Raw genomic sequence first — 24,958 nt, 5'->3', positions numbered from 1 at the left:
AATGCTAAAAACGAAAGGATCAACTATTACTAATAAAGGGTATTTACTCTTGAATCCACTCGATTGGAATTAAAGCTCGTGATCCAGACCACTCCTCAACCATATGAATGTTTTCAACTCCTTGCCACGTAATTTCAGGTGCATGCTCAACGATGATTATCTGTAAATTAAAATTTGTCCTCTTTGCGCAAGCAGATGCCGCAGAAAAAATTTTCCTAGTTTGTGTCAGGTCTTCGGACTTCTCAGCAAAGTCCTGAAACGTAACAATATCATCAGATATCGTAGGAACGTCCTTCGGAAAATACACTTGACTCGGTTGGTCGATTACAAGGAAAGAAGGAACGAAGTTGTTTTCGAGAGACAAAAAATGTTCGTGTAAAGCAAAAAATGCCGAAAGATGGTACCCCATCCAATTCGCTCCGCTACCAACTTCCCATAAATAGTCTGCCCTATTCGAACTTGTTGATGATATCTTCAAGGTAAGGTTAGCAATATCAAGTTCAACTGGATCATTGGGACGATCGATATCGAGCATGACAATATATTGACTCATCAAATTTGATATCCTTCGTAAAACCGTTTCTTTATTGTGGCTTTTCCTAATTAGATCTAGCTTCCTATTTGTATCTGAAACCTGCTGGTACAGCTTGTCAATACTTTTCTGGATGCTACTATCAACAGTCGTGGAGCCCACATTAGCTAATGCCTCCTCTAGCCTTCCTATAAACTTATAAAGCGACTCAACTGTGCGACGACGCTCATTCTCCTCCTTGGACTTTGTATAAAACTCCCTTAAAACATCTCTTACTTTGTTAATTTTAAATTCGTAATCACGGATCTCTGACTTTACATCCGCAACTTCCTTGTTCAGATTTACATCGTTAGTGTTAACACTTCTAGAAATTACCTCCAAGTTCTTACTGTATTCATCCAGTGTTTCTAACTGCTTCTTGGCATTGTCATTAACAGATTCGCAAAAAGGGCAGATGTTTGAATGTAGCTTTTTGTTAAACCAAGAAACGGGTTCAAGCCTTCTGCGCTGACTTTCAAGGGTTTGTCGATATTGCACTGACGACATATTTAAACTTTGCAGTTTTGACAGTCTGATCTTTCTTATTGCTACTTCATTAACTAAATCCCTCTCCTGCGCGTCCAAATTTTCCAGATATTCTACTTCTCTTACAGTGGCACCCGACTGATAGGCAGGAATCGGATTCTCATTAAAGTCCTCAACAATCTGACTAAGTTGAAAAAGATATTGCTCCACCGTGTATGAATTTAGCTCCAAGGGTATGTCTTTGACTAACCCTAGCTGAACGGAGCGTAGAAACAAAGACTGCAAATTACCTAACCATGATTGTACCGCTCGATTTTTAGTATTCAGCTCTAATTGGTAAGTTTTTAATGAAATGTCTAATTCTTTTAACTCACGTTCCAAAGACAACACCTCATTACTAATCGCACCGACAAGTAATGGAAAAATCGTTTTTAGCTTCTGTTGATGTTCATGAGTATCCGCCTTATAAAATAGCGCATAGGGATTGGCTACTATGTGTTGCGGAAGAAATTGAAAAGCGCTTGTATCTCTAAAACTTGCAGCCCCTCCAAATTGATTTTTCAAATTCTCTAAATCGAACCGTTCGGTAGATAGCCCAGATAGTTGATTAAATCTATTAACAACCGCATCTCTGTTGGTTTGAAATCTACTTGCACTCATTAAAGCATCAATGTCAATCGGTTCCGCCTGTTCGATCATAATCATCTCAGAAGTTGAAAACTTAGTCCCGGGTTCCTTTCTTAGGACAACCAATTCAGTAGTCTCCGAAATGAGATGAAGTCCAAACCATTGAGTTGTATCACGTATAATTCCAACAGGGATAGAACAACTCTCACTGCCCAAACAATAATCAATGATATGAATAAGAGCTGATTTACCCTTATGGCTTTCACCAGTGATCACATTCACCTTACTGACATCAAATGGTATTATCCGTTTGCTCTTACTTTTATCCTTTGGGTACAGAACTATTGCCTTAATTTTTAGCTTCATTCAAAACGTAAGTTTAAGCATAATGCACACTTGTTCAAATGGCAGAGTGGAGAACCAATAGCCAAGCCTATCAGCACCGCTCAAAATACCCTTAATTTCATTGTTGTATCTGGAACTGGTTACCGGAATATTGCTAGGTAAAAGCTCGTTAGACACCCTATCATACACAATAATATCACTCTGACAAGCAAGATTTAAGGCCATAAAGGTTTGATGTGCCATATCTTCCATCCTTTGTTGCAAACCGGCTGGTATCTCTCGATAATCCCCAATTGCGTTAAAAAATCCCCCCTCAAATCTCTTCCTATGAATGCTATCCAAAGTCTTTTGATGGTAAAGTAGTGGAAGGACAGGCATAACAATCGCAAGGTCTGGCCCACTCCTGGCATCAGTTGTTGCGCTATAAGTTTTGACAAACTTATGTAAGACTAAAGCGCTGAGTCCGACATTTTGAATAATGTCGTGTTCGATTATTCTAGCCATTAATTTTTAAAATGTTTTTCCCAATGCGGATGCCAGCCAATGTCTAGCGAATCTGAAAGCTTGTAAAAGCTTCCTTTAGTAAAATAAGGCTCTGTATCGTTACCTCTGAGCTTAACAACGAAACCATTTACAGTTGAATCATATATCTCAAATGCCAGCTCCGACAATTCCGATTCACTAAGGTTAATATTGCAATGAACCATTTTTCTTCTAAAAGACTCAGTCCACCTTTCAAAACACAGGTCATCCATGGCTAATAATTCCTTTCCAGTTATATCACCCATTAAGGTCAACCTAGTTCGCTGATCCTCTGAATAGAAAAAATCAACAATTGCGTCAACAATAATTCCCTCCTTATCATAATGATCTATAAGTTCAAGTTGCTTAATGAATACTTTGCCTTTTGCTTCCACTATATCATTGTCAGTAATAGTTACATCAACATATCGCTTAGCCAATACTTTAATCCGTTTATCTCCAATACTCTGCATTGTTCTTTGAAGTCGCCTGTTTAGTTCCGTCTTACGAACTATCGGAGCAAAACCTTTGTCGAGCTGAACTAAAATATGATCATTAAACCAACCACGAAGATCAGTAATGACATCATCACGTATATCGTCGTTTAAGCCTAGCCTATTAGCAATCTCATCATTTCTTTCTACGAGACAATTGGCATCCAGCAATGAAATCTGGGCTATCATCGCCTTCAAAGTCTCTTCGCTTGATAACACATGGCTTATAATGCTCTGCAAACTAGCAGGGGGACGCTCGACAGACGACTTCAAAAGTTCAATAACCAGATCTATTTCGCGAATACTATGAGCATCACTTATTTTCCTTATTAATGAATTTTCCGAAATGTTCTTATTTGTGACACATAATAGCCGAGTACGACTAACATCCATCTTTCCATTTCTAATATCACTAATCCAGATGAACAGCGTATTCCAAAGATCCTTACTTCTATCGGCATACGGCCGACCATTGTCTACAATACTGTTCTTATCTTGTTCTCTGTACAATATATTTCCTGTATCATCTATTATCGCAACATCATCAACAATTTCAATTGCGACAGCCTCATTGTTGTTACACGAACAGAGCAAAACTAGTGCTCTATCAGGCTGGAACAGATATCCCGCCATGGGACCAGGGGCAGTATGAAGTGAATGTTTGCTCAACAGTCTATAAAATTATAACACTTGTATCAGTTATGTGTAACCACTTATTTTCATCATAAAAAACTCTCTATTATATCGAACATCGATGATATCAGACAGCACTTTAAAGTATCAACATTCCAGAATATATTTCATTAAACTCAGGTGGTAAATTAGCCGCTTTACAGAGATAGCTTGATAATCGAGACGCATAGTTTGATAATTGAGGCTCGTTCCTAACCAGTGTTGGCGCAAGGCTAAATCTGGACTTATCACCGTCTGCAAGGAAATGAAATGAAATCTCCTTAAGATAAATTGGAACATAAGAAAACACTTTGGGTTGTTCAAATACAAGTCTTATTAGTTCTAAGAACATATCCCATTCGGGCAGTGTTAACTCCTTTTCCGGTACTGGATTTCCAGAGAATCGATTTCTAAGATTATTCAAAAACTCGTAGTTCTCGATTCCGCCATAGATAAACACTTTAAGATCATTGTTCAACTCTTCCTTGGATTTCGGTGTAAGATACCTATTGAAAAGTGTAACAATGATGTTGTTTAAAGCAATTGCTACAATTGAAAAATGATTTAAAACCGTAGCTAAATGTAAGGGGTTAGATGGATTAAACTCACCTTTGTTTTCCCTAAGTATTGCGAGAGACGAGCGTAACTGATAATTAGAGCTGGATTCGTTCCAAAATTGAGTCTTTGAAAAGTCTAAAAAAGTTTTAAGCACCGGAAATCGCTTGTCTACTTCAAACAATTTGTCCCAACACTCAATGTCCTTCAAGGCACTTATAATAGTAATGGATTGATTAGTAGTAGCTTTTGAGTATAGTCCAAAATCTGCTTCAGATAGCAATTGGATGTCAAGTAAACTTGATGTTATTTGATGCTCTTTCTCTATATCCTTGGATAAGACAATCAACCCTTTTTTCGAACCAATGTAATCCATTAGCCCCTTCATCCATAAGCTTCTAGAAATCGGAGATTGTCCTTTCAATGTCTTACAATCACCTAAAATTGGGTGTAAACTCCCCGATATATCGGGGTACATTCCAAGTACATCAACATCCGTTATCAATTTGGGAACGTTCGAAATTCTATGCTTTGACAGCATATTTACCTCCATTTGAGGATACCAAAAATTATCTACAAAGTACTCAACAACTTTAATTTTAAGAAGTCTATCTTTAATCATTTTCCTAATCCGGTTAACAAAATATTATCAAATTCTTGCATCGTTTCCTCATCCAATGCAATCGTAGCGTGTGTTCTAAGATTATTTGACGATATGATTGACTCTATATACGTTTGATCCTTCTGTAAAGCTAAAATTGCGTTATCATTAATCTCCATATTTACAATATTCCCTGTGTCAATAAGGCTAATTGCTAAATCTAATGCAGCAGTATTTTCTTCTGAGGATACTAGGTGAAATTGATACCTGTCTCCGGAAACCTTGACCATTTTCCCTACTTTTATAACAGCAAGCTGGTGATATTGTTCAAATGTCTCCGAAGTTGATTTTAGATAACCATTCCTTTTTAAAGCCTTTAATAGTGCAACAGGGCTATAAATTCGAAATTGTTTTGCTAGAAATTGTCCCTGTCTTACAGAGGCAACTATTGCCATTGCCCGTTCATAGATTTCTCTTTTAGCGGGATTTAGTTTTGAATTTCCTGGGGACGGTGAAAATATAAAGAAGTTTTCACCTGAATGGGTAGTTTTGATTGAGGGTGGTCTAACGGCTCCATCAGCTGCTAGTCTCTTCAAGATATTTAAATCGTCTATCGAAATCGAATTTTCGTTTATTCGCATTGTCGATTCAATAATAGAAAGAGGTAAGCCTTGAGCGCTTTTTACTAACTCTAGAATTCGTTTTATCTTAGTGCTTCCAGCTCTTGCTGTCAAGTCGGCGAATACATCAGCATTTTCCGAAAAAAACAATGGACTTAACAAGATGTTCTTCCCTCTCGCTCTTTTAGTTAGAATGTAGCCACCTTCATGTCCTATTACCAAATTTCGGTCAACCAGCTTTTTTTCAGCACCAAGACTATAAAGATTGCTTTGCTCGGTTGGCGCACTAGTAAGCTTTGAAATAATTTCCAAAGCAAGCTCTTCCGGCTCATTCAAACTAAGTTTGTTGTTCGCGAACTCGCCGACCTTTTCATAGACACTTTCAAAAAACGGTATCTGTGGTTGAATTTTATGGATTGATGACCCCTTCGTAATAAGTTTTACGAATTCTATTTCTTCTAAGCTTTCGAGTAAGTCTTTGAGAAGGAGTGGTGAAATTCTAAAGTAATAGCTGGAAACTAACCTAAGCTTCTCATATTCGAGTATTGGCAGTCCTCTAAGGTGCAGAGAGAGGCTTACCATCATGCCTACCTTAGGTATAAATTCAAATTCTGGTACTTCTTTGCCAGCTAATGATACATGGATATCGTAACATTTAGAGGCAATATCTTCTTCCGACATGATTTAAGGAGGATAGTTTATTCTCAACAAATATAACAAAAGTTACATATTTTATAACATACCTAATAATTTATCAAGCTATTCATTCTCAATATTTTTTAGCTCAGATTCAATTTCCTCAATAGTTGGGAAACTTTCGCGCAGATTTTCCGGAAGCATTTCCGTAAATTTAAATTCACTAATCCCCATAGGCTTATTGATATCTCTCAAAGCAAATTCTGAAACACTCCCGTTTTACTGGACAGCCAAATGGATAAAGTTAATTTTAATTAAGATGCTTTTGATTCAAAGAACAAGTCATTAGGGATAAATCCAGTACCGGTGTGTTTGCGTTGACCGTTGTAAAATTCCACATATGTTTTTACTCCTCTATACAGATCCATACCGCCGTTGGGAGGGTTTAAGTATACATATTCTTGTTTGAGCGACCTCCAAAATCGTTCGATGAAAACGTTGTCAAGTGCTCTTCCCTTCCCATCCATTGACACCTTTATGCCACTGCCTAACAATGAGTTAACAAAGTGGGGGCTAGTGAATTGGCTACCTTGATCGGTATTAAATATTTCGGGCCGTCCCTCGGTACGAATAGTATCCAAGAGGATTTCCCGGCACCATTCCATGCTCATTGTGTTCGATATGCTCCATCCGACAATCCTTCGGCTATACACATCGATGATGGCAAACATGTACATAAATCCACGAAACATCGGGATATAGGTGATATCGGCCTGCCAGACATGATTAGGACACTCAATTTTCAAGCCCTTTAACAGATATGGATATTTGTAGTCTGTTGCTTTGGCCTTGCTCAGGTTGCGTTTGGGATAAATCGTGCGCAAATTCATGAGCCTATATAGCCTTCGTATACGCTTTACTCCAACGTGGTAACCTAAGCCACGCAGGTAATCAGTCATGCGTTCCACTCCATAAAATGGACATTCCAGAAACTTTCGGTCTATGGCTTTCATCAGGCGTTGATTTACCAACGATTCTCCCTTTGGCTTAAAATAATAGCTACTCCTCTGTAAACCAATTAGTTTACATTGTGCTGAAACGCTGAGATTGATGTATTCCGGAGAAATAAGTTCGCGTTTTTCCATGGTTGTCATTTCCCCAAGACTTTTTTTAGGAAATCCACCTGGACCTGAAGCTCCCCGATCTTGGCGTACAGTTCCTGCTCCTTAGAGTTCTCTGCCTCATTTATTGCCGGTGCCTCTTTGTCGAAAACCAACTCGGCTTTCTCTAAAAACTCTCGTTTCCAGGCCGCAATCTGCGTTGGATGGATTTGGTACTTAGAAGCTAAGTCCTGGACGGTGCTTACCTCCTTGATGGCTTCTATGGCCACTTTGGCCTTGAAGCTCGCGCTGAATTTTCTACGTTCCCTTTTCATAGTCAACTACTAAATTAGAAATTTTAGTAGCTGTCCAATTATTGGGGAGTATTATATTCAGCCTCTACATTGTTCTTGTCGCGGCAAAGTAATATTCCTATTGTAGGCTTATCATCCGCTGCCTTCAGAATAGAATCCACAGCAGAAAGGTAGAAGTTAAGCTTTCCAGTGTATTCAGGCATAAACTTTGTATTTTTAAGTTCAATAACTACATAACATTTAAGTTTCACGTGATAAAATAGCAAATCCAAAAAATAATCAGAGTCTCCTACAATTAAATGGTATTGTCTTCCAATAAAAGCAAAACCCTTTCCAAGCTCGAGCAAGAAATGAGTTATGTGTTTAGTGAGCTGTATCTCTATGTCCTGCTCCTTAGCTTTTGGTCCAAGTGTTATAAAATCGAAGACATATGGGTCTTTCAAGGTTTGTTGCGCTAAATCGGAAAATGGCTTAGGTAGAGTCAAATCGAAATTTGTCACAGAAGCTCCTGCCCGAACATATAAATTGGACTTCAGCTGCAATGCTAGAATATCCCTGCTCCATCCATTTTCCAGGGTTTTCTGCAGATAGAAAGTCGCTTGATCCAAGTTATCTGATTTAGTAAATATTAGGATATTATGACCCCATGGTATTTGTTTAATCAGCCTCTTGGCCAATTGGTCAACAGGTTGTTGACCAATTGGCCAAGAGTAGAAAGAATAAAATCTTTTACAATATTTCAGATTTGAAGATGACAAACCTTTAATGTCTGTAAAGTCTTCTTTCAGATCTTTTGACAACGTTTCTATCAGTTTATCACCCCATTGTGTATCAGCTTGTTTTTCAACAATAAGCTTTCCTAAGTCCCAATAGAACTCAATCAATGCTGAATTCGCAGCAACTGCTGCTCTGATCTGTGAAGAACGAATTTTAGACTTAATCTCACTAAGCCATATCCCATAGTTGTCGTCAAATTTTATATCGTCCATTTCTCTTCCATCAATAATGCATAAACACTAAGTTATTCGTACCATTGATTAACGGTAATGGATAACAACATGTAAAAATTATTTAATTATTTGGCAGGTTAGAAATAGAAATCTTTTCGGACCGTGTCCAACCTTCTATTTCTATCCCCTCGTGCCTAAGATAGTTATAGAGCGTCGTTTTGCTTCCAATCTTTAATTGTTCGCAAATCTGATTGGTTGTGTATTTTTTACTCAAATACAAAGTTGCTGCTAGGCCGGCAAGCTCCTTCGATTTTTTAGTCAACCCTTTTGGCCTACCTCCTACTCTTCCGCGTGCACGCGCAGCCTCCATCCCAGCCAAAGTACGCTCCATCAAAATCTCTCTTTCATTTTCCGCAAAGACTGAGCTGAGCATATACCAAAGCCGACCCATCTTGGTAGAAGTGTCAATTCCCTCAGAAATACTCCGGAAGTCCACTCCCATTTCCTTCCATTCCACCATGAGCTTAATAAGCTCATAAGTTGTCCGACCAAGCCGATCAATTCTCCACACAACTATGACATCCCCTTTTCGAAGCTCCGAAATCATTCGTATATATTCCGGCCTCTGCATTGAAGCACCCGAAATCTTTTCATGATATATTTTCTCACATCCTGCTTTCTTGAGGGAGTCAAATTGCAGGTCTTGGTTCTGCTCAGTCTTTGAAACCCGTATATATCCAATAACCATCCAAATAGTACAGTTTAACGTGCCAGTTAGCAATATACAGTAATTTGTTTTGGTGTACCACTAATCTGGAATTTAAAAGTGCTGAGAAAGGTCCTTTTGAGAACTAGAAGGGAAGAAAAATTAAAGGCGCTGAGAGTACATAAAAACCACCGTTTTCGACTTAATCGGTTTCCAGACGCACCGGTGAAATTCGGGAGATATTGACAGACATCGTTTTTTCGGACACAAATTTTATTAAAAACGATGACGCTAGGGCTAACGAATCACGTGTAATTTAAAACCGAACGTCCAGGGCCGGAAGCTGAACGAACAGGTTATTTTTGGATCCAATATGTTGATTATGAAGTATCCACCATCCCGAAGACTTACTAATATTTCAAGACATTGAAACTGTCTGAAAGGAATTAGTAAAAAGTCTGTTGTGGTGTATTAAAATTCGTTTCAATTTTACGTGGTTTAATTCTTAGAAACTATCGTTCGACAAGATTAAATCTTTTAATTAGGGTTTCACGTCGACCCTCAGGTATTGTCAACACATGAGACGTCAGATGTACACTTTCCTGCCAAATTTTCTTAACATGATTTAGATTAATTGTTTCAGAGCGGCCCAATTTAAAAAAAACAGGCGGTAATTGACTAGTGAGCCTTCCGAACTTCACTGAGACGAGAAGGGAATCCGAATTCGAGATACTATGACGCTGGAGTTCGCTGCTGGTCAGAAACAGATTTGTACTTTTTGTTGCTGCTTTTACATAGATGATCTCGGATGATCTGATGTTCACCAAACCGTCTTTCGTTGGTAATGCGAGAAGCTCGGGTTCTTTCCTTTCTGGATTTCCCGTTAAGCCTTCATCATAATTATTGAAGGCCAAATCGATTTGCGTGGATAATTCACGCACACGTAACGGTTTTTGCAGGAAGGCCGAAGGATAGGTTTCCCTCATTCGTTGCTTGACCTCGTAGGGCGCATTTCCGGTAATGTAAATGATAGGAATCCATTTGATTTTCAGAAGTTCTGTAGCGGTCATAATTCCGTCCTCGGGGCCATCCAGTTTAATGTCGATTAACGCCAGATCTACATTTCCCTTTTTCATGATGCTCATTGCCGATTCATAGTTTTTTGCAATGCCAGCAATTTTCCAGCCTTGAATTTTTAGGTTTTTCTTAATATCAGTTGCAAGGAGTAGGTCGTCTTCGACAATGAGGATGTTTCGATCTTTACTCATGGATAAATAAGGTCGGTTTGATTTGGATTTAAAAGTTGAATGAGTGTCTTATCTGCAAGAAAAGAAAGCTCAAAACGGCACCCCTGGACTGAGCGGTATTTATGTTGGCCTTCTAACTGCTCAGCAAGCAAATCAATAAGCTCCAATCCAAATCCATTTAGAACAGTTTCCATATCAAAACCAGGACCATTGTCGTGAAACAGGAAGTTTACCTTGTCTGAAAGGACATAGCATCTCACATGAAGCGTCGAAGACGGACCTGTAAAAGCATATTTACAGCTGTTGGTCATCAGCTCGTTTAAAATCAGTGCAAGAGGGGCCATCTTTTTTACATGTAAGAAAAATGGTTTTACGTCTAAGGATAGCGTAACATATGTCATACAGTAAACCCTGAGAACGCTCTGTATAAGATCTCCTAAATACAGTTCGACATTGACGAACATTGGCATCGTATCCTGATACAGCCGCCTGTGAATGAGAATAATTGATTCTACCCTAAGCAGACTTTCTTCAAGAAGTTTGGCAGCAGCCGGATCTTGTGACTGATGCGATTGCAGACTGAGGAGATTGGATACGAGTTGAAGATCGTTTTGGGTTCGGTGACTTTGCTCTTTCACTAATCCAGCGTTGTATTCGCTCAACGTCCTATATTTTAAATACAGGCTATTGTGTTTTGAAGAGAGCTTGCTATATAGGATTGCTGCAATTGTAGAGATAATAAGAAGTAGCCCGACTGTGTAAAGCATACGATTTTTTAAAGTGGCGTTGCTTTTCAGCAAAGAGACTTCTTTACGTTTTGCAGTCAGGGCCACTTCTTTAAGTTTCGCTTCTTCATTTCTGCGAACCCCTTCCACGGCCTCGTTACGGTATTGAAGAAATGCACTTTCCCTCAATTCTTCGAGTTCTCTACGATATTCAAGAGCCTGCATCCATTCCTTTTTTTGTTGATGATATTCTGCCAGGCTATATAGTAAAGACGTTTTTAGGCCGGGTTTAAAACTGGAGTTTCCAAGTAGGTCTTTTGCTTTAATTAACCATGGTCGAGCACTCCGATGGTCTTTGTTCTGGAGATATTGGTTTGCGATGTCGATTGCTAATTCAATGCTGTTGCTCAAAAGCCCTTGTTTTTTGTCCAATTTCCATGCTGTAATTTTAAATGACAGGCTTTCGGGAATATTATTTTCTTGTCTCGAACAAATGCCAAGGTATCGATACATTTGTCCTTCATCAATGGTAGAATGCAGGATCTGGGCGAGTTCTAACGATTTTCTGAAATTCGCTTTGGCTTTGTGTAAGGAAGACCTAAATCTGGTTTTCTGTTTCACAGTGCTCTTTTCCCATGATAGCAAATGACTTGTTCCTAACGCGCCATAGGCACTCATAATGCCTTTTGATGAATTTCCTTTCCGGAAATTTATCAGTGCCAGCCGGGCGTTTCGCAACGCCTCCAGCGGATTCTCGAGAATAAATTGAATCTCTTGCAATCGCAGGTAGATCTTCCCAATGTCTTCAAAATCACTCAGATCTTTACGTATGCGAAGCGCCTTTTGAAGCCAGGTTTCCGCAATAGCATAGTTACCCAGGTTGATGTGGCGTTTTGCCATCAGGTAGGATGCTTCGGCTATCCCCGTAGAATCTCGTTTGATCACTGCCTCATTATAAGACTTTATGTCCCGTTTGAGCCTGGACATAAGGTCCTCAGTATTGTCCTGTGTTGAATTTTGAGCTTCACAGAAAAAACTAACAAGCAGGAATAGACACAACGTCATAGCCGCGATTTCAGGGAGAGTACGCCTTACAAGCATTGATTTCGCTGAGTTGTAGGTTATCTGTCGGGTCTTCTATCTGTCAATATACAAGAAAATGGTGATCAAATCTTGGAGCACAGCACGTCTTTTAAAGAGAACTTGTAAGATCCAATAAAATTCTATTCCTCAAAAGCATTTTTTTCCAGATTCAGGGCTGTTATAGCCGGATTCACGACCAGGTCTGGAATGCGTATGGGTAAATACATTTTTTTTGGAAATGTAAACTCAATTCAATCAGAAATCTTGCTAGTGAAATCAGCCTCAAGCCTTTGGACGACTGGGTGGTCTTTTCCAATTGCGTGCAAGCGCCTCCTTAGTAATTCCATTCCTTTTATGAATGTTTTATCCATTATAATCCACCACAGCTAAATGTTTCTATCAGCGTTGTTCAAATCAAGGGGCTTGTGTTTAGCCACCGTCTTAATGTTCGCGTTCTGTTCCATCCAGTTTGCACACGCTCAAACTAAACCTGAAGTGTTGACCAATCAGAAAATAATCTCGCTGGTGAAGGCGGGGTTGGACAAGTCCATTATCCTGACTACCATCAATACCGCTGAGGGGCAGTTTGATCTGTCGACGAGTGGGTTGATCAGTCTTAAAGCCCAGAAAGTTCCTGACGAGCTGATCGCAGCAATGCAAGAGAAACAAACCCAGCCAAAGCGACAAACCTTGGCGCCCAATGATACCAGACCGAACACTCCTGTGGCGGGCAAGACGCCAAAGGTTGGATTAATTAACCAACTATATGTCGTGAACAGCGCAGGAAACAAGATTGAGCCATTAGACAAGGGGATAGCCAATATGGGCTTTAAAGCGTCCCCTTTCGGCACAACCGCTCAGTATGAAATCGAGGGCATGAAAGCCGTCTACCGAAAAGCAGCCAATGATAGCTTGCAATTTGTGGTCAATACAGGCGGCTCTGCACCAGAGTTTGTTTTACACAAGGCGAAAATTCACAAGAGCAAGCGCATTGCTGGCAACCTGACCGCTCGCCCCACAGGTGCCAAGTCAGGAAATAATACGATTGCCTGTAACATGATTTCAGCAGGTGAGGGGGTGTTCAAACTTGTACCATCTGTCAAGCTTGGAAAAGGAGAATATTTCTTCGCGGCAAAACTTATCGGGAGCGCCAACTCAATTGATGCTTACTCATTTGGCATTGACTAATGAAATTAAATTATTCCAAGCATCCAAATCTATTATACTAATCTCTCTATGAAAAAAGCCATTTCTACCGTCCTGCAAATACTCGTCGTCTTTGCCCTCGCAACATCCTGTTCAAAAGATCATGAACTTCCTGACCCAGATGATCTATCCGGAAACGAGAAGTTGCAAACCGACATTCTGGGCAAATGGATCGTCGAAACAAGCTCCGGCCGGACAATGACAGACAATGCCTTTCTGGAGTTTCTGTCGGACAGCAGCTTTATCATTTACAGTATCACGGATACGACCGTTACAGGCACGTTTAAAGTGACAAGCAACACAGAAATTTCGCTTGCAAACTTCGGTACTATGTCCGAAATCAAGATTACGCAGGATAAGATTAGTTTCAAACTGGCTTTTTCAGGTAAATGGTTGGCAATCAGCGCTGTAAAGTCTACTCTTGTCGATGCTAGCGATAAAACGAAACTGCTTTCACGTAGTTGGTCTTTGACCACCGATGAGAGCGGAGCAATATTGCTTGACAACGATTTAGGTGCTGATAAAGCGACTGTTCTGATTTCCGCATCAGGAACTTATTTCGCACAATTTTTAAGCAAAGGCCATGCTGTGGAGTCCGCAATGGGAAATTGGAAATGGCATTCGACGAAAACCGACCGTTTCGTCTATTGGGAAGATGGGGAGCCAATCAATGAAGAAACTAACTATATGATTATTCGAGAGCTGACGAAAGATATCCTTAAAACCACAGATCCTCAACCCGACGGCACTTTTGAGTACTTCGTATACATTCCCGATTGAAAACCGATCCCGTGGCGAAGATCGGGGGATAAGTTTTTAAACGGTAAGAGCAGTTATTTTACTCACCTTCAACAAAATCAATCATGAAACAACAGCCTCCATTAAAAATTGCAAGTTTATTTTTCAGACTATTACTAATTCTCACATTGTCTATTTTTCTATTTTCCTGTAAAGGTGGAAGTGATGACGTTGAGCCAAGTGCTGACTTCGTTAAATTCAAAGTAGACGGTAAGGAGGTATCGCAGGCTAATGCCAAAGGCAAATGGGATTTAGAATGCAGATTTATGGGCTACGAAACGGCAGGATATCGTTTTCAACTTGGGTTATCAACCGTAACCGGAGACGCTCCCAGTTTTTCAATTCACTTTAATACCAATGAAAAATATGTAGCTAACAAGGACTATACTTCTATTGATCCAAAAACACCGAACACGTATTCCTATGCTGATTTTAAGGCTCCAACAGATGATTTGATTATACAAAGTAAGAGTTTCAATCTATCTGGCGGTGTTACAATCCTTTTGACAGATATAACGGAGGACAGGGTTAAGGGCAAATTTACAGTTAATGCAAATCATGTTTTCGATTCTAAGCAGCCGTCCATAACAGACGGAGAGTTTTCCGCGAAGAGACGGAATCTCTGATGGAAAAAGGGACAATGACTTGGATGTTCATTTAACGTTGAAATGAATTTTTGTTTAAATTCTCAATCCACTTAAAAATTATGTGTATGAACTGTTTTTCAAGGTTCTTTTTAAATATTCTGCTGATAGTTCCCTGTTTAATTGTTGTGGGCAGTTGCCAGAACAAGGAGGTGGATCCGATCGTAAAAGAGTCTATTGATGGAGAGATCAAAAAAATCCAAATCGACATTTTCTTGCGTGGAATTGGTGGGGTGTATATGGATATTCTTGATAAAACAGATGGCAAACTCTATGAGGTGAATTTGGTCGAAAGAGGGGGAACTCCCTATTTCAATTCATTCGCGTACATCGATAGTACAGACCTTATCTTGCCAGAGACCAAAGAAGTACCATTCGGGCTTGAGGGTTTTACAACTGCTTTCGCCGTCAATCCGATTCGATCTACTAATAATGAGATTCATATCACTTATGATGATAATGACAGTGATCCAAGATTCAGCACTAAGGGTATTACAGGTCAGATAACGCCCAATACTATTCTTATTATCAGTTCTTTAGAGGAAGATGCCATAGCCATTCTTAGAACTAACGAAGGTATCCAACGATTCCTGAAGCCGATTCTTTTGGATGGCCTGAACAATAACTTCGCAAAAGATATTAATTACGCACAGGATGGCGATCAGGTTAACCGGTTTTTGATTTATACTCTAAGAATAAATTCGGGCAGAGAATTTTAAAACTAAATCTGGATTTTATGGTTAAAAAGTTCATTGGTATCGTGTGCGTCGTCTTGTTTTGCGATGGGTTCCCAGGTTCTGCACAAGTTCTCCGGTTTGGCATAAAGACGGGGCTGAACGGGTCATTGATTGTTGGTGAAAATTATTTCTCAGCACATAATTATAAAATACGTTATCCGTCGAAAACCTTGTTTTATCATGCAGGTTTAACTTCCGATGTAAGACTGTCCAAGACCCTCTCCGTTCAGCCTGAAATACTTTATTCAACTGCTGGATATGACTGGTTTTCGCGAGAGGAGGAATTCAATGGCTCGAATTCCACGACCGAACCCGATGTTTCCGAATCGCTGGCATCCATTAATATACCTCTTTTGTTAAGGGTCAAAGTCGGTGGCCTTGGTCTAGTTGTTGGTCCGCAGGTTAGTAGGTTAGTTTCAGCGAAGCGCAATGCTTTCGTAAAAGGCAATACCGATGTTAAATCAGATTATCTTATGGGTAACACGTTGTCTGGAGTGGCAGGACTGGAATATACATTTTGGTTTGGCTTAGGTTTCCATGCACGTTATTCCTATGCTTTCCGGAGCGTTGCCAAAATTACCGAAAAAGGGATTTATGCGGAAGGAAACAGCCTGTATAATCATGCTGCCATGGGAGGTATCCACTTTTACTTTAACAGTAAAAAGCAGTAATGTTTCCTGGTCGAAAAACATCGGAAACATGGAAACAAAGATAAGAATAGGGTGACTTGGCTAGTTGACCTGCTACATCATGGGGGATTAACGTCCTTTGTTAACTGCTTTTCTAAAGTTGTACTTTTATTACCTGAGCAATCGCCATTGAGCCAGGACGGTAGTTTCCGTTTGCCACTGGAAGCGTTGTTTCGTAAAGCTCAAAAATCTTACAATATTTAGAATATGCCTCATCTAACAAAGAGGTAAGCGACTCTGATCTGAATGGACGAGCCAAAAAGAAACTTCAATAACACACTTGACATTTTACTGACCCTCTTTACACCATCAATACATTTAGTCCGCTATTTTGTATTAAACTCATACCCCACCACCTCCCTGCCATAAATTTCATAAAAGTCTGCTTCCCGAAGCGGCCCAATACCATTAAAAAATATATTGATCACACTTACTCGTTGATTTTTGTTCTTTTTAAGGGTCTCTATGGCAAACTCGGATCCAACATTCACCGGCTTGATACAGCTCCGTGGCAAAAGATTGATAAAGTTAACGGAACTATGCCCTCTGTCTTTTCTCAGTTTATCGCTGATATCCATAATCATCTGAGCAATACCACCAATGCAATCGGTACGGCCATTTCGAAGAAGCGGATAAGATGATTCATCTTCCTTTTTAAACAAAACGTTGCCACAATCATCCAAATTTAGTGAACAGGAAGCTATTGCAATCTTTGATTGTTTTTTAAAAAGACGGTTTATATATCTGACAAATCTATCCCTCAATCCAACTTCCCTGAGGTAAAACTCGTCATTTTCCGAATGATATAAATCATTATCAAGGTTTAAGTTGTGCTGGTCAAACACTTTTTGATAAATGTCGGGTAGGGCCTTGAAATTATCATAAAATTCGGAACGAAATCTGTTTGGTTCAGCGGCCCGTCTTTCCTGATCCCGTGGTACCAGTTGCCAATCATTTACAAGTAAAGACAACTTGCTCGATTGGCCAAGTTTTTTTGTTCGTTCCAGAATGCCGCATCCAATCTTCCAGGTATATATAGGAAATATCCCGATCGTATTTTGTGCAGACTCCATTCCCGTTTCAATCCCGGTTTCGAAAATACCGGGTATAAGATGTTTGTTTTCGCTATCTGGAAGAATGATAAAATGACCTGCACAAATAATGGTGACTTCACCCTTCCCTTGTTGATTGATCCTGTTATCCAGGAAATTGATCAGCGACTTTTCATTTTCAAAAAGCATTTGATCTTCAAAACTGTACCCTGCTGTCATTTATTCTTAACGTCATTAAAGATTACAAAATTTGACTACCGCTAACGAAAAAAGGGCGAGCTCTTTGTATAAATTTCTCTGAGGTACGCTTTTACCCCTGCCAGGCCGGTTTCCGTTAAACACGGACCAAGACTAACTTCATTTTCATCGTCACCAAGCATAGGTTCAAAAATATAATGACGGTTGCCTGGAATTAATATTTTATCCAAATTGGCCATATAGTATTCCTCAGCATTTTTTTCGTCTGAGAAAAACACGCCTTCGGTCTCCTCTCCTGCGAATTTGGTCGTCATCAGCGCAGGCCATCCATCAATTTTGAGAACGGCAAAGTCCATGGCCTGGAGCTCCTCAGAAGAAAGGGAATACCAGGCACTTTTGAAAATGATATATACACGAACGTTATACCTCAATTGATTTCTAATGATTTCGGTGTCGGCGTTCGACAGTTCCAAAACCCCACCGCTGCCTTCTTCAACAAAGAAAATTCTGATGTAGCGAAAAGGTCTTCTATCCGGCATATGCTCGTTGGAAAGTCCTTCTGACTGCCTTTTGTTGCTTTCTAGAATAGGCTGTCCCAGTGCTTGATTAATCTGCCCGGGCGGCATACTCCATATTGTATTAAAATCCGGAATGCTAATGCCAAATCCCATTTCGCAGATTTCCATTAAGCGGGCCAGTTCACCGAGATATTCCTGTTTATCAAGGTGAATTTCACCCTTGGCGAGGTTCTCACAGTCACGCTGCGTCTTCCGTTGAAATATTCCGATAGCAAGATTAGTCAAAGCTCTTGACCTGCTTTTTTTATTTGCCTCTTCAAAAGACTCGATCACACCTCTCAGTGTCGCGGAGAACTCATCTCTTACCTTCGTCGGAATTAGCCTTATATATCCGTCTTGTATATACATGTCCTTATTTTCCGAAACTTCACTGTATGGTTTATGAAAACCGTAAAGGCATAGGACTTGCAAATGAGAATCAGGAATACTATTGTCCAGATTAATATCAAAATGATGATAAAAATTTGGAAGAAGATCTTTCTCGAATTTTCTGAATGAAGTTGCCTCTACGAGCTTTGTCCCGCCTCCCGGTTTTATGCCGTTCTTTTGAGTATTTAATATGATTCCTTTTACATCTTTCAGTTCATGCCTTTGATCAACAAGCGATCTGAATTTGGTGTCTTCGGTGTAGCATTTAGTTATGTAATCGCAAATGTCTGTTACAACCTGATCAACAAAGCTACCAAACTCACCATGCGTAACTAAATGGTCCATTGCCGAGTCCTCTCGTTTTCTTACAAAAAAGCGATCGTAAACTCCCCAAAGTATTTTAAAATGAATGTTAGAAGATAGAGCTTTAAGTTTACCTTTTTTTGCCATAATGCATTCTTGATGTAAAAGTAGAGGAAGAGTATGGCCGTAGTATTGCCGACACAAAATATAAAAAATCATCTGAAATTTCACCCAAAAAATCATCTTAAAAATCTGTCTATTTCCCGTGTCGATTTTACGAGCGTATATTTTCATTTCAGGACAAAGAAATTTTGGGGACAACCAAAAAAAGACAGTGGAAATTTTTGAAGTTCATTTCTGCAAAAAAATCTTACCTGATTTTCAGGGAGGTCGATTCCAATTCGTGAGGGTATTTTTTACCCTCAAATTCATAACCTCTAAATGTATTGCGGTTGTTTTGCTGCGGAGGTAACTTGTAATATAATTACATAAACAGTTATCTCAAACCACCAAGCCTAACAACATGAAAACAACAGATCTTTATGACAAAACCATTGCCAATCCGCCAGCAACGAAAAGCACTGTAGAAAGTGCCGTGAAGTCAGGGATTAACTTACAGCACGACACGGACAGACGGCTCATACTGGAGAAGATCCGGAACTTACTTGTATGGGCTTCCGAGCAATAGCATTGTTTCAAAATTTCCAGTTTAAATCAACGAGAACGATGAACGACCTGCTAATCCACAATTGCGCTGCAAAGGATCTCAGATTCGGCAGCTACCCGCGCATCGATACAGATGGCAATTATCTGTTCGATATCGGGCAAAAGGAAATCCTCAATCAACCGCAGTATATGGGAGAACTGCCCAAAATCGATCAAAAATCCCAAGAACTGAGCCTGAGGAAGGCGACACTCAAAAAAGAAATGCTCCTGTACGGAACAGTGACCGACTCGCTTGAAAAGGAAGCCAAGGATGAGGCAGAAGTAGGAAACATTAAAGTTACGGACGAGGAAGAAAGCCTAATAGATCAGGAAACGCAGCTGGAAGAACTTGAAAAAGATATGCGTCTCAGAGGTTTGTTACCAAACGAAAACCCGGCCATCATTCAGGAGCAGAAACCGACAACAAACAAGCAAAATGATAAATGGCAGATCCTCGGGAGCTTTCTGGCAAAATGGGCGATTACAGAAGGCGTAATGCTGATCATTCAATGGAGTGCCTTGCGGGAAACCAAGGGTTATATTGATCTGGCGGTCCGAAGCTTCTACTTTGGAATCGTCATTCTTTTGATCGAATATGTTTCCTTCCTGAACAAGAAGACACCCAAAACATATTATAAGCTCTACTTGAGCCTTACTTTGTTCATTTTGGTAGTGATGATTGCTTTGCCCCCAATCCTGAATATAGTATACCCTGCCAATGTTCCGGCCGCTGACATTGCCAATCAATGGTCAATCGCCGGGGCGACTGGGGCAACTAAAATCCTGCCCCGGGCCGAACATCCGGTATGGGTGGAATTCTACCGCTCCAATGAGTATCTGCAGGCAATCCTGTGTGTAATTCTTTTTATTGGTATGCAGATTTTTACAGTTGATACAAAGCCCGCAGAACAACCGGTAGTGCAAACCGACCCTTTGCCTGAGCCTCCGGAAAAAACATTTCACGATCAGCGGCTTCAACTTAAAGGACAGATAAAAGATACAGATCAGCGCATTGATCTGCTGAAAAAGATGCAAACTGAGACATTGGCTAAAATCACGAATACACTTCAGGGCTACCTGAAGGATCTTAGCAAGTTGAAAGAGGATATTCTTTTAATCGACAGTCAGACCGCAGCTCTGAAAATTGAGCGTGAAACAAAATTTAAATTCATTGAAAAAGAGCTGCAGACTTATCAGACAGATTTCGAGTATCTGCGTAACAGCGATATCATCAAGCAACATTCGATGACCACACCGCCATGGCCGACCGTCAAAGACATTTGTAAACATTATAACATCCAACCATTATGAAAACTGGAGCAATTGTATTCCCGTTAATCACGCTTGTTTTCATATTCTCCGGCTGTGATCCAATCACAAAATGTAAAAATATCAGTCAGAGAGAAGCTGTTTTGCTTATTGATGTGAGTGACCCGAAACTGTATACCGAAATAGAGAACGACCTCGGCAAACATCTTCCCAAATTTATGGCAGAGACAGGTTTGGCTACAATCGATGTCTGTCAGAAATTCTCGCTGTCTTTTGCACACTTATCAGGGAAAGACGCACTTGAATTAGAAACAGAAAATATTTCTATTAATCAAAAAGGACAAAGTAATTCTGCCGTTGAAATTCAGTCCAGCCCTGCCCCACTTGTAAAGCTGGTGCAAAAAAAGCTAACGGAATACAAGCTCTTGTCGGAAGATCCCGTGATGACCAGCCAGAGCAACATCGCCAATACCCTTTTCAAATCCATCAACTACTGCAATCCCAAGTCAGACAATGTCATAATCCTGTTTAGCGACCTCGTTGAAAACAATCGGCTTGTCAATTTCTATAAGAAAATTCCGGGTCAGGATGAAGTTTCGTCCGCCATCGATAAAATGATTGAGCCAGCAGTTCTGCAGAAATTCAAAAGTCAGTCGATAAAAGGCCGCACGAAAGTCATCATTGTTTTAAAATCGGAGTCAAAAGGCAGAGTTAGTGTGCGCGACGTAAGATCTTTTTGGGAAGCTCTTTTTAAGGAGCTGAAATTTGATGCGAATGTACAGTTCATAGATAACCTGTCTATCCCGGTAGAACTATGATGCTGTTGCTGCTGGCGCTGATCAGCTATATTTTTCTGTTGGGCAGCGTATTCCTGCTACTTCCTGATTTCTGGAGATTCCTGATCAGAAAGACATTTCGTACCGGCGTTCCGCAAACTTTTGTAGATCTTGGCCAGATCGCGACGACTTTCGTTACCGTTTGCTGCATTTCTGTTGTGGGCATCTTATTCTATAAATTCAGTGTAGCATTCACAGCCCATTTATTATCAAATGACCTGGTCTCTTTCTTTATCCAGTCACGTGGCGTATACAAGTTTAACAGTGATCTGCAAAGCCCACTTTCTTTTGACAATTTGGTCACCGGTTTACTTTTCACGCCTGCACTGCAGTTTCTGGCTTCCTACTTAATTATTGTCGCGATCCGCAGTGTCATGATGCGTTTTAACAGTAAATACGGTGAAGATAAGTTTTCGGAAGGAGACGTTTTGTGTTTCGGCCTGGTGTCTGTTTTCTTGATCATGCTTACCGAGGTTATTTTTTATACCCAAAAGATATCAGGACTATCGGGAATCGCCCATTTGCTTTACTTGGCAGCAGATAAGATTTCCACAATCTGTTATTTTCTTGCGATTACGCACATTCACCTATTGAAGACCACTACTTATCGCATCTCACTACCCAGCTATACCACACTGAATGCAGTCGAGTCAAAAGTCATTTTCTCTCCAATCAGGACTGTTCTGCTGACTTATGGATTGGGTGTTTGTCTTCATGTACCATTTTTTTGCGGCGCGCAGTTTTATGAAGATACCTTGTCTGTGGCGATGGTTCTGCTTTTGTGTACTGGCTCTTTCTTTTTTGTCCTGCGTGTAATGCTCTCAAAAGGGTTTAACTATCTGGGTGTGGTGATGCTCTCGGAAAAGCCGGAGTATTTATTAACAACCGGCAGGTTAATCAGTCAGGCAACAGAAATTACGATTTGGATTTGCCTGGCCGTGTTGTCTGTATTGCTGTTGTTTTTAAAGCCCGAGGTTCTATTTTTTTTGCTTTTCTTTATTGCTACGGGCGCCTGCGTTTATATCTTCATCCATATTGTTACCTATTTGTCTGGATACACAGTCTCTGTCCTCTGGGCGAAAAAATACCATCGAGCAATACCAAACTTTCAGGTCGCAGCCGCGTCCCGGTTTCTCGGATGGATGGCAAAAGTGACCCTTATTGCCATCGCGCCAATGTTTGCCTTTATATGTTCGGCTATTGTCGTCTTTGGTTTGTGGCCGGTAAAATTCCATAACCAAAATGAGAATTATATCAATTCGGTAGTGGATGAGCTGGGCAACCCGATTTTTATCGAATCAAAAGGGTTAAACGACTGTATCCCGATTGCCAAATCGGAGGTACCGGAATTTTTCTTGAAGTGCCTTTTCATTCAGGAGGACCGGGATTTTAATATTCAATATGCACTTTCACCCAACCTCTCAAACTGGCACGGCGTGTCACTAGCCATGTTCTACCGTTTCATTTCGGGAGGCGGAGGCTCGAATCTCAATGCGCAGTTGGTGAAAAATAATGCTTTCCAAAGATCCTTCCCTCAGGATGTTCAAAGGAAATTTTCAGAAGCGATCGCTTCATTTCAATTGTCTTTTCAGTCCCATCCTGATCAGATCGTCACGCAATACCTGAACAGAGTAGGTCTCAATGGGGGAGCGGGTCACAGTGGTGTATCCAAGGCCAGTCTGGCCACTTTTGGACAGCCGCTAAACAAACTGAATGCACTGGAGATGATGTATTTGATTTCAACATTGAAAGCCGGCAGCGTTTACAAAATCGGTGACAAATGGATAAAGACCCGCGATACTGGCCTTTACAGAAATGAAGTCAGAGCCGCTTTGCTATCCGTGGCGCGAAGGTGGTTTGAACAAGATTTAATTACCCCACAAGACCTGGCTAACTTGGGATCAGCTGACCTGAGATTTATTAACGAGCCTTTCAACACCCGGAGTGAAACAACCACAAATGAATTTTTAAAAAAAGAAATAGATAAAACGCCTTTAAAAGGCAAGACCTTTGTGACCTCCATATCTTTATTGAACCAGCGGAAGGTGACTACGGCTTACAGGCGGTTTCATGCCAGGTTTCAGCAAAACATCCGACTAGGCGAATACAACCTATATGCTGCCGCACTGGTAGTTGATGTAAAGAAAGGCCACATTATTGCCCATTACGGAGGAGAAGGAGTGACCGAATTGACCCGTTTTTCCGAGGGAAATCCGGTAGGGAGCATTATCAAGCCGTTTGTGATTCTGGAAATGCTGGAAGATGGGTGGAAACCCGACCAAATAAAGTTGTTCGACGGCAGGCTGAACGACAGATTAACCCCCAATAATTACAGCAAGCGTTTTTCAGAAAAATATGTGGGTATCGAGAAAATATTGAGCGTATCCCTCAATGCGCCTATGGCAAATATCTCGGAAATCACGGATCCGATTGACCTGTTTAAAAATATAGAGCGTCGGTTTTTGCGAATGAATATTTCGGAAGACAGGTCGCTGAATTTTAGCGATCGATCCAAGAGAATGGAGTATGAACTAAATTATCCGCTTGGGTCCCGGAGAATGACACTATACGAAATTGCGCAGGCTTATCAAACTCTCTTTAATGACGGTAACTATATCGAATTGACATCTTTGCTGGCGGCTTACGATCCGGATAAAGACACAACAACGAACTACACCGTTATTGGTAAAGAGGTGTATGGTAAGCTCAACACACAAATCATCAGGCGCGCCTTGGAAAAAACAATGTTGCCCGGCGGAACCGGAACCCACATTCGTGACCTATTGCCCCAAAACAAGCGATTTTATGCCAAGACTGGGACGAGTGATCAATCGACTCATGGCTATACCGTTCTCTGCGATGGACAAATTCTGGTAGTTACCTGGACTTCCTACGGAAAAGTCGAGAAAGGCAGACTGGAACTGAATGAAACCCCACCCATCCCTTTTGGATCGGGCGTCAGGACCGCAGGCGTGTTTGGTGCGATGATCTACTCAGAATTACAAAAAAATTAAAGGGTAAAAGCTTTCCTTATTACAATCTTTTTAACTAGTTATTTAATTTTCTTTGAAATTATTCAGAAATTTTGCCGCTATAGATGTCCCCAACCGACAACCATTTTGAACCAGAGAATTCGGCCAAATAACAAAAGATGCACATTCTGAACTTTCTTTAATGATGGTCTCGAATTGCCCACCGAAATCAGCAAATTTTTTAGATGTTGGCGGAGAATCTACTCTGGAATCAATCCGCTAGACTAGTTCAAAACAAAAATAGCGGAGATTTCGATCCGCTATCATTTGTCGTAAATTAATTACTTT

Annotated in this window: 22 protein-coding genes; 9 read left to right on the top strand and 13 right to left on the bottom strand. The window is 40.4% G+C overall.

The features are described 5' to 3' along the window. Window positions 1–43: 43 nt before the first annotated feature. The 11 genes from ON006_RS00335 to ON006_RS00285 form a co-directional block, all read right to left on the bottom strand. A complete protein-coding gene (locus ON006_RS00335) occupies window positions 44–2,050 on the bottom strand; it encodes a DUF3732 domain-containing protein (RefSeq protein WP_244824561.1) in 2,007 nt (668 codons plus the stop codon). Further along, entirely contained in the window at window positions 2,051–2,533 is a 483-nt protein-coding gene (locus ON006_RS00330) for a three component ABC system middle component (RefSeq protein ID WP_244824560.1), read from the bottom strand. Beyond that, window positions 2,533–3,678 carry an ABC-three component system protein gene (locus ON006_RS00325; protein ID WP_244824559.1) on the bottom strand — a complete coding sequence of 382 codons (1,146 nt, stop codon included), beginning with the start codon at window positions 3,676–3,678 and terminating at the stop codon, window positions 2,533–2,535. Before ON006_RS00325 ends, ON006_RS00330 begins: the two co-directional genes overlap by 1 nt. 139 nt (window positions 3,679–3,817) lie before the next feature. Next, window positions 3,818–4,894: a hypothetical protein gene (locus ON006_RS00320; RefSeq protein ID WP_244824558.1), complete on the bottom strand. Its 1,077-nt coding sequence runs from the start codon at window positions 4,892–4,894 to the stop codon at window positions 3,818–3,820. Continuing rightward, on the bottom strand, window positions 4,891–6,174 hold the full coding sequence (locus ON006_RS00315) for a hypothetical protein (protein ID WP_244824557.1): 1,284 nt from the start codon (window positions 6,172–6,174) through the stop codon (window positions 4,891–4,893). The genes ON006_RS00320 and ON006_RS00315 overlap by 4 nt, the downstream gene beginning before the upstream one ends. Window positions 6,175–6,443: 269 nt before the next feature. Next, window positions 6,444–7,274 carry an IS3 family transposase gene (locus tag ON006_RS00310; RefSeq protein WP_267609902.1) on the bottom strand — a complete coding sequence of 277 codons (831 nt, stop codon included), beginning with the start codon at window positions 7,272–7,274 and terminating at the stop codon, window positions 6,444–6,446. Between the two features lie 5 nt (window positions 7,275–7,279). After that, window positions 7,280–7,564, bottom strand: a complete 285-nt coding sequence (locus ON006_RS00305) for a transposase (RefSeq protein WP_244825190.1) — start codon at window positions 7,562–7,564, stop codon at window positions 7,280–7,282. 38 nt (window positions 7,565–7,602) lie between these two features. Beyond that, window positions 7,603–8,532: a PDDEXK nuclease domain-containing protein gene (locus tag ON006_RS00300; protein ID WP_267609939.1), complete on the bottom strand. Its 930-nt coding sequence runs from the start codon at window positions 8,530–8,532 to the stop codon at window positions 7,603–7,605. A gap of 82 nt (window positions 8,533–8,614) precedes the next feature. Next, window positions 8,615–9,241, bottom strand: coding sequence for a recombinase family protein (locus tag ON006_RS00295; RefSeq protein ID WP_082217960.1), 627 nt, complete (start codon window positions 9,239–9,241; stop codon window positions 8,615–8,617). Window positions 9,242–9,711: 470 nt separating this feature from the next. Next, window positions 9,712–10,467, bottom strand: coding sequence for a response regulator transcription factor (locus tag ON006_RS00290; protein WP_244824699.1), 756 nt, complete (start codon window positions 10,465–10,467; stop codon window positions 9,712–9,714). Then, complete coding sequence (locus tag ON006_RS00285) at window positions 10,464–12,158, bottom strand: sensor histidine kinase (protein ID WP_244824700.1); 1,695 nt, start codon at window positions 12,156–12,158, stop codon at window positions 10,464–10,466. Before ON006_RS00285 ends, ON006_RS00290 begins: the two co-directional genes overlap by 4 nt. A gap of 591 nt (window positions 12,159–12,749) precedes the next feature. Here ON006_RS00285 and ON006_RS00280 point away from each other — a divergent pair. From ON006_RS00280 to ON006_RS00260, 5 genes are all read left to right on the top strand, one after another. Beyond that, complete coding sequence (locus ON006_RS00280) at window positions 12,750–13,442, top strand: hypothetical protein (protein ID WP_244824701.1); 693 nt, start codon at window positions 12,750–12,752, stop codon at window positions 13,440–13,442. Window positions 13,443–13,490: 48 nt separating this feature from the next. Then, complete coding sequence (locus ON006_RS00275) at window positions 13,491–14,240, top strand: hypothetical protein (protein WP_244824702.1); 750 nt, start codon at window positions 13,491–13,493, stop codon at window positions 14,238–14,240. An 83-nt stretch (window positions 14,241–14,323) separates the two neighbouring features. Next, window positions 14,324–14,884, top strand: a complete 561-nt coding sequence (locus ON006_RS00270) for a hypothetical protein (RefSeq protein ID WP_244824703.1) — start codon at window positions 14,324–14,326, stop codon at window positions 14,882–14,884. Window positions 14,885–14,970: 86 nt separating this feature from the next. Beyond that, window positions 14,971–15,621: a hypothetical protein gene (locus tag ON006_RS00265; RefSeq protein ID WP_244824704.1), complete on the top strand. Its 651-nt coding sequence runs from the start codon at window positions 14,971–14,973 to the stop codon at window positions 15,619–15,621. 17 nt (window positions 15,622–15,638) lie between these two features. Continuing rightward, window positions 15,639–16,310, top strand: a complete 672-nt coding sequence (locus ON006_RS00260; protein ID WP_244824705.1) for a porin family protein — start codon at window positions 15,639–15,641, stop codon at window positions 16,308–16,310. Between the two features lie 344 nt (window positions 16,311–16,654). Here the strand turns inward: ON006_RS00260 and ON006_RS00255 are convergent, their stop codons facing one another. Together ON006_RS00255 and ON006_RS00250 are read right to left on the bottom strand one after the other, a co-directional pair. Beyond that, window positions 16,655–17,569, bottom strand: a complete 915-nt coding sequence (locus tag ON006_RS00255) for a hypothetical protein (protein ID WP_244824706.1) — start codon at window positions 17,567–17,569, stop codon at window positions 16,655–16,657. Between the two features lie 71 nt (window positions 17,570–17,640). Further along, window positions 17,641–19,122: a hypothetical protein gene (locus ON006_RS00250; protein WP_244824707.1), complete on the bottom strand. Its 1,482-nt coding sequence runs from the start codon at window positions 19,120–19,122 to the stop codon at window positions 17,641–17,643. A gap of 229 nt (window positions 19,123–19,351) precedes the next feature. Here ON006_RS00250 and ON006_RS00245 point away from each other — a divergent pair, with 229 nt between their 5' ends. Genes ON006_RS00245 through ON006_RS00230 form a run of 4 tightly spaced genes read left to right on the top strand, consistent with a single transcriptional unit; the run spans window position 19,352 to window position 24,652 of the window. Then, on the top strand, window positions 19,352–19,516 hold the full coding sequence (locus ON006_RS00245) for a hypothetical protein (RefSeq protein ID WP_267609938.1): 165 nt from the start codon (window positions 19,352–19,354) through the stop codon (window positions 19,514–19,516). Window positions 19,517–19,554: 38 nt separating this feature from the next. After that, window positions 19,555–20,844: a hypothetical protein gene (locus ON006_RS00240; RefSeq protein ID WP_244824708.1), complete on the top strand. Its 1,290-nt coding sequence runs from the start codon at window positions 19,555–19,557 to the stop codon at window positions 20,842–20,844. Beyond that, window positions 20,841–21,620 carry a hypothetical protein gene (locus ON006_RS00235; protein WP_244824709.1) on the top strand — a complete coding sequence of 260 codons (780 nt, stop codon included), beginning with the start codon at window positions 20,841–20,843 and terminating at the stop codon, window positions 21,618–21,620. The genes ON006_RS00240 and ON006_RS00235 overlap by 4 nt, the downstream gene beginning before the upstream one ends. Further along, window positions 21,617–24,652, top strand: a complete 3,036-nt coding sequence (locus ON006_RS00230) for a transglycosylase domain-containing protein (protein ID WP_244824710.1) — start codon at window positions 21,617–21,619, stop codon at window positions 24,650–24,652. Before ON006_RS00235 ends, ON006_RS00230 begins: the two co-directional genes overlap by 4 nt. The last annotated feature ends 306 nt before the right edge of the window (window positions 24,653–24,958 follow it).

It is taken from the genome of Dyadobacter pollutisoli (genome assembly GCF_026625565.1).
Lineage (GTDB): Bacteria > Bacteroidota > Bacteroidia > Cytophagales > Spirosomataceae > Dyadobacter > Dyadobacter pollutisoli.
Note: the sequence above shows the minus strand (reverse complement) of the source record. Positions and strands in the feature narration are given on the sequence as shown.